Here is a 6,543-nt window from a genome sequence, read left to right as displayed (position 1 = left end):
TAGACGATGGGGTTGATAGGCCGGAAGTGGAAGCGTAGTAATGCGTGGAGCTGACCGGTACTAATAGGCCGAGGACTTGACCATATTATGCTCGCGTTCACTATGTGATCTCAGAGACAGCAACCGGCACACGCCCTTGTGGTGTGGGTGGTTGTGTGTTTCATGGGGTTACGGCGGTTATAGCGGTGGGGAAACACCCGGTTACATTCCGAACCCGGAAGTTAAGCCTACCAGCGCCGATGGTACTGCACCGGGGACGGTGTGGGAGAGTAGGACGCCGCCGGACAATCTTTTGAGGGGGGTCATCCCGTATGGGATGACCCCCCTTTTTTTGGTTTCCCGAACTTGAGTCCCCGCCGGCGGAGGTCTCACCGGATGAGGAAAGCTCCTGTCGGGGCTCATGCGGTGGTACCGGCGCGCTAGGCTGGCAAGTGCCGGGCCACCCACCACGTGGTGGCCTTCGTCGCGTAGAACGAGAACCGAAGGCTGCGGCGGACGCGGTCTCAGTGGAGTCGCGACAGACATGACGTCTTCCCTGGAACTCCTCGGGTACAGGACGAAGCCCCAGAAGTCAGTCAGGACACAAGGGAAGACAGGAGCCCTGCGGCCGGCGAACCGGACGCGGTGAGCAAGCAACAGAGGACAGAAGTGAACAGAGAAGACGGGCGCGACGGCGCGGGCCGTGGCGGAGACAACCGCGAAGAGAACAGAGACCGGGCGGAGCGCACCGGAGGTTTCCGCGGCGACAGGGGGAGCGGAGGCTTCGGTGGCCGCTCCGCGGAGCGGCGAGAAGGCTTCCGCAACGACCGCAACGACCGCAACGACCGCAACGACCGCAATGACCGTGAGGACCGTGAGGACCGCGGGGGTCGCACCGACCGGACTGACCGCGGCGAGCGCCCGTTCCGTTCAGACAGGCAGGGTTACCGCCCCCAGGGCGGGCCGTCCGGTGGGCGGTTCGAGTCGCGCGGCCGGGATGACCGGGCCGGTGGTTCCTACGGCGACCGCGACAGGCGCAGCGGTTATCGCGACCGCGACGACAGGAACGATCGCGACCGTCGCCCCTTCGGTGCCGGCGACAGTGCGGGCGGCCGTGGCGGGGACCGCGGTGGCTACCGCGACCGCGATGGGGGCCGTGACTTCGGGCGCGGCCGCGCAGAGCAGGGCGGAGAGGGCACCCGCCGGACCGAGGGCGTCGAGGGGCGCCAGGGCGGCCGTACCTACCAGGACCGGGACTCCTTCCGCACGGACAGGCCGAGGCGCTCGTACGGCGATCGTGACGACGCCCGAGGCGGATACGGCGCCCGGGAGCGTGACGAACGGGGTGGCCGGCCGTTCCGCTCCGATGACCGTGGCAGCAGGCCGTACGGAGAACGCCGTCCTGACCGCCGTGAGGGCGGCGGTTACCAGGACCGTCCGCAGCGCCAGGGCGGCGGCTTCGGGGGACGCTACGGCTTCCGCGACCGTGACTCCTCCGAGAACCGGGACAACCGTGGAGGCCGGCCGTTCGCACCTCGCAGTGATCGCGACGAGCGCGGCGGATACGATGCCCGGCCGCCGCGCCGTTCCGACGACCGCGACCACGGCCGGCAGGAAGGTCGCCAGGAGAGCCGCCCGGGAGGCCGCGAGGACAGGGGCGCGGGCGGCTATCAGCGGCCGGACCGCCCTCGCCGTCCCTACGGGGAGGATCGTCCGCGACGTCCGTACGGTGAGGACCGGCCGCAGCGCTCTTTCGGCGACCGGGACCGGGGCGTCGGCGGCCAGGACAGGCCCAAGCGTCCGTACGAGAGCCGGCAGGAGGGTGGCGACGGTCCCCGGTACCGCGACCGCGACTCCTTCGGCGGCCGGCCGCGCCGTCCGGCGGAGGACCGGAACGCGGGGTCCTTCAGGGAGCGCGACGACAGGCGCTCCGGCCGTGACCGTGAGGAGGGCGGACGGACGTTCCGCGGACGTGGGCCGGGCTCCGGCTCCGGCTCCTTCTCCGGCTCTGGCGATCGGGCGCGGCCTCCGTTCCGAGGCGAGCGGAGTGGTCCCCGCCCCTTCAGCAGGGACCGCGACGAGTCGCGGCCGTCCGGCGGCGACCGGGGCGAGGCGCGACCGTTCAGCAGGGACGGCCGGGACGACCGGGGCGGCAGCCGCACCCGGTACGGCCGGCCGGATGACGAGAGGGAGAACACGCCGCGTGAGCAGCTGCCCGCGCTGGACCCGGACATCACGCCTGACGAACTCGACCGGGAGGCGCGTGCGGAGCTCGGCTCACTGCCGAACGACCTCGCTGACCTCGTGGCCAGTCACCTCGTCGCGGCCGCCCGCGCGCTGAGCGCGGAGGACCCCGAGAAGGCGTACGAGCACGCCAAGGTGGCCCGGCGGTTCGCGGGCAGGATCGGGGTGGTCCGCGAGGCGACGGGGATCGCCGCCTACCACGCGGGGCAGTACGCCGAGGCGCTCGGCGACCTGCGTGCCGCCCGCCGGATGACCGGCTCCGACGAATATCTGCCGATCATGGCTGACTGCGAACGAGGTCTCGGGCGGCCGGAACGGGCGCTCGACCTTGTCCGCTCCAGTGAGGCCGAACGGCTGGACCGCGCGGGCAGAATCGAGCTCGCGATCGTGGAGTCGGGAGCGCGCCGCGACCTCGGCCAGCACGACGCGGCCGTGATCACGTTGCAGCGTGTTCCCGAGTTGCGCGACCCCCAGCCGAAGCCCTGGTCGGCGCGGCTGGCCTTCGCTTACGCCGACGCCCTCGCGGAGGCCGGGCACGAGCAGGCGGCCACTGACTGGTTCGCCCGCGCGATGGGCTTCGACGAGGACGGCGAGACCGACGCGGCCGAGCGGTACGCGGAGCTGACCGGAGGACTCATCGAGGACCTGGAGGAGGACTACGACGAGTCCGACGAGTCCGAGTCCGACTCCGAGTCCGGCTCCGGCGAGTACGGCGGTCTCCCCGAGGACGAGGAGATCCAGGAGGCGGTCAAGGACGAGGACGACGAGGCGAGTCTTCCGGAGAACCTTGCCGACGAGAACCTCGCCGACGAGGCCGACGAGGACGTTCCGGACGACGGCCTCGTTGCTGACGACTCGGAGAAAAGCGACTCGGAGAAGGGCGACCTCGCGGAGCAGGATCTCGCGGCGGACGACGCCGTGAAGAGTGAGGGCGTGAAGAGCGAGATCGTGGAGAGCGACGTCCCGGGTGACGACCGGCCAGGCGCCGATCTCTCCGGCGACGGCTCTCCCTCCGCGCCGGGAACGACCGCTGTGCCTGGAACGACCGCTGTGCCTGGAACGACCATTGAGCCGGGGACGACTACTGCGGCGGATGGGACGGCCACGGGGGCGGCCGCAGCCGCCGGCGAGGCGGCCGTACCACCGGCCGGGCAGGGCGGTGCCGAGCCGGGCGAGCGGTCCGTGAAGGAGAACAGGGGCGAGGTCTCTGCCTTCGGCCCCGCCTTCATCGAGCCCGACTTCGGGGACGTGCTCGACGACCCGGAGGACTCCGGGGAGCACGGCAAGCGCTGATCGTCCGTACGACGGGCGTCGTCGCCGGGTATGGCCCCCGCGGCGGCGCCCGTCGTGCGCGTGGACGCTCATCGCGCAGGGCGGTCCAGCCAGTGGATGATTCCCGCCACGTTCGAGGCCGCCTCGCTCAGCAGTTCGAACCGCTCCGCGGTGGCGTCGTCGGCGCGCAGCGCGGCGTACCGCTCTCGCGTCCGGTCCCGCACCATCGCCACGGCGTGATCGAACTCCATGCCGTCGGCGTGGGCGCGCCTGGTGAGATCCACCCAGACACGCAGTTCCTCCGCCGACCTCTCCAGAATCGACGGAACGTCTTCCACGGGGCCGTAGTGACTGAACAGCAGTCGCTGCGGCGTGAGAGCAGAGAACAACGCGATCGAGTCGAGCGCGACATCCAGGTCGAAATCCGGCGGCGGCGTGGCGGGCCGCAGATCTCCGGTCTCGGGCAGGTACACGCCCGCCGCGTCTCCCACGTAGAGGTCGCCGGTGAGCGAGTCCAGCAGGCCCACGTGGTGTTTGGCGTGGCCGGGAGAGTAGTGGCTGGCCAGGGTGCGGCCACCGCCGAGGTCGATCGTTCCGGTGTCGCCCAACGCCCTGATGCGTGCCGCGTCGGTGGGCGTCAGGGCGCCGAACAACACGTCGAGCTTGTCGCCCCACACCATCTTCGCGCTCGCCATCAGCCGGGACGGGTCGGCGAGGTGGCGGGCTCCCTTCTCGTGTACGACGATCTCGGCCGAGGGATAGTAGGCCGCGATGTCCCCCACCCCGCCGGCGTGGTCGAGGTGGATGTGCGTCACGACGACGGTCGCGAGGTCGTCCGGCCCGACGCCGAGGGAGGACAGCGCGTCCCTCACCACGGGAGCCGAGGTCGAGGTCCCTGTCTCGACCAGGCAGGGCCGGTCGCCGAGGATCAGGTAACCCGCCGTGATGCCCGAATAACCGGCCATCCGGGTGTCGATCTCGTACACCTCGCCGCCGAGCGGAGTGACGTTGTCCACAGCTACCCCCGGAACTAGAACCGATATTCACAGAACGCCGTTCAGGTCCTCGTGGGCCCAGCCTAATCTCGCACAGTGATCCCTGACAGAGAGGAGATCACATGCACCGCAACGAGGTGGTGCTGGCCGGGCGGCTGTCCATGGAGCCGGCGCACCGCGAACTGCCGAGCGGGACCCTGCTGACCCAGTGGCGGCTCGCGGTTCGCAGGCCGGGTGGCGGGCCGGGCTACCAGCGCTCCGACGCGATCGAATGCGCGACGTTCGACGACGAGGTGCGGGACTCGGTGACCGGCTGGCGACTTGATGATCTGGTCGAGGTGGAGGGCGCCCTGCGTCGCCGCTGGTGGCGTGGCCGCAGCCGCTACGAGATCGAGGTCCGTACGGCGCGCCGCCTCCAGCCGGCGCCTCCGCGGAACAGATCCCGTACGGGCGGGTCCCGCGCGCGGAGGCCGGGCCTCGGGATCCCGGCGCAGGTATCGAATCAGCTGCCGCCGGTGCCGGAGCCGGGCCCGATGGTCCAGGCGCGGGAGCCGAGCGTGACAGCCGCGGTGCGGCCTGACCCGGTCGCCGGGCCTCGGGATCCGACCGCTGGGACCGGAGCGTCCGGCCCCGAGCCGGCGGACGGCGCTGGGGTCAGTCGGCGGCGAAGGTCCGCATGACCAGCCCCGTCCGGGGCTTGGGACCGAACGAGGTCGACTTGCGTGGCACGCGCTCGCCCTGCGCCGCGACCGTGAGCACGTCGTCGGTGGCCAGCGGATTGAGCAGCACCGCCGTGCCGCCGACACGGCGGGCCTTCTCCACGGCGGCGAGCGGGTCGTGGTGCACGACCATCACCGATTGCTCGCTGTCGGTGATCCCCCACACCTTCGGCAGGAGGAACATCGTGAGCACCGAGGTGTCGAGCGCCCGCCACCGCGCGGACCGCTCGGCCGGCATGGCGTGCTCGACCTGCAACGGGTCCGGGTCCGTCAGCAGATGGGCGGGGCCCTCGCCGGCGAGCACGAAGGCGGGCCCGGTCGCCCTGGCGAGCCCCGCGAGGGCGTCCTCGACGGAGGCGAACTCGTGAACCTGCCACGCGCCCTTGGCCCGCGCGGCCGCCTCCTGCAGAGGCAGCCCGGGAACTACCCGGTGGATGGCCCGCAGATCGGGCGGATACACCGTGGAGTCGACCAGGTAGGCCAGGCCGTAGTCCCAGGGGCCGGGCCCGAGGTGATCCTTCCGCAGGGCCTCGTACGTCGCGTAACGGTGGTGGCCGTCGGCGATCAGTGCCTGGCGCTCGCGCAGGTCCTCGGCGACGGCCTCGATCTCGTTCGGGTCGGTCACCGCCCACAGACGGTGGTGCACGCCCTCGCGGGTCCGGACGTCCATCGACGGGAAGCGCTGGGTCGCCACGTCGTCGACCAGCCGGGAGGCGGTGCCGCCACCCTCGTACAGCAGGAAGATCGGCTCCAGGTTGGCCTGGGTCGCCCGCATCAGCGCGAGGCGGTCGGCGACCGGCTCGGGCAGCACGTTCTCGTGCGGAAGGACGGCGGGCAACCCGACGCCCACCGCGCCGATCAGGCCCCGCTGCAGGAAGCCGACGCCGCTCTGTTCGTACACGTACAGGCCGGGCAGGGTGTCCACCGTCAGCACTCCGTCGGCCAGCCAGGCGGTCAGCGCCGCGCTCGCCTCGCCGTAGTGGCTGGCTCCGGGAAGGATCAGCCGCACCACGTTGTTCGGATGACGACCGAGCAGTTCCCGCAGTTCCTCAGGGGAGATGAGATCGTACGGAGGCGAGGTGACGGCGGCCATGTCGTCCACCGCGTAACGGACGCCGTGGAACGGACGCAGCACCAGTCCCGCCCGTTCAGAACTCTCCATACCGGGCATGTTGCCATAAGGCCCGGACTCCTCGACGCTGCGGTGCCCGGTTCATACGAAACGGAGTGCAGGAAGGCTTACCCGATGATCGAAGGACGAAACGAGTCCTATGCTTCTTCCAATGATCCGGGCGGTGCGCCTTCAGGCGGCGTCTACGAGTGGTTCAGGCGTG

Annotated in this window: 4 protein-coding genes and 2 rRNA genes; 4 read left to right on the top strand and 2 right to left on the bottom strand. The window is 70.9% G+C overall.

Annotation, left to right across the window (positions count from 1 at the left end; genetic code table 11):
• The 3 genes from FED44_RS16775 to FED44_RS36450 all read left to right on the top strand — a co-directional run.
• Window positions 1–84, top strand: a 23S ribosomal RNA gene (locus FED44_RS16775); the annotation flags it as partial.
• Window positions 85–169: 85 nt separating this feature from the next.
• Window positions 170–286 (top strand): 5S ribosomal RNA (rrf, locus tag FED44_RS16770).
• Window positions 287–648: 362 nt separating this feature from the next.
• On the top strand, window positions 649–3,516 hold the full coding sequence (locus FED44_RS36450) for a tetratricopeptide repeat protein (RefSeq protein ID WP_187406109.1): 2,868 nt from the start codon (window positions 649–651) through the stop codon (window positions 3,514–3,516).
• A 68-nt stretch (window positions 3,517–3,584) separates the two neighbouring features.
• Here the strand turns inward: FED44_RS36450 and FED44_RS16760 are convergent, their stop codons facing one another.
• Window positions 3,585–4,511, bottom strand: a complete 927-nt coding sequence (locus tag FED44_RS16760; RefSeq protein ID WP_244301998.1) for an MBL fold metallo-hydrolase — start codon at window positions 4,509–4,511, stop codon at window positions 3,585–3,587.
• A 101-nt stretch (window positions 4,512–4,612) separates the two neighbouring features.
• Between FED44_RS16760 and FED44_RS36445 the strand changes: the two genes are divergently transcribed.
• A complete protein-coding gene (locus FED44_RS36445; RefSeq protein ID WP_208759014.1) occupies window positions 4,613–5,170 on the top strand; it encodes a single-stranded DNA-binding protein in 558 nt (185 codons plus the stop codon).
• Here FED44_RS36445 and FED44_RS16750 read toward each other — a convergent pair.
• On the bottom strand, window positions 5,145–6,371 hold the full coding sequence (locus FED44_RS16750) for a DUF1015 family protein (protein WP_244301997.1): 1,227 nt from the start codon (window positions 6,369–6,371) through the stop codon (window positions 5,145–5,147). The genes FED44_RS36445 and FED44_RS16750 overlap by 26 nt on opposite strands.
• Between the last annotated feature and the right edge of the window lie 172 nt (window positions 6,372–6,543).

Origin of the sequence: Microbispora triticiradicis (genome assembly GCF_005864065.1) — a bacterium.
Classification (GTDB): Bacteria; Actinomycetota; Actinomycetes; order Streptosporangiales; family Streptosporangiaceae; genus Microbispora; species Microbispora triticiradicis.
The sequence above is the reverse complement of the archived record's forward strand: the minus strand, read 5'-3'. Positions and strand labels throughout refer to the sequence as shown.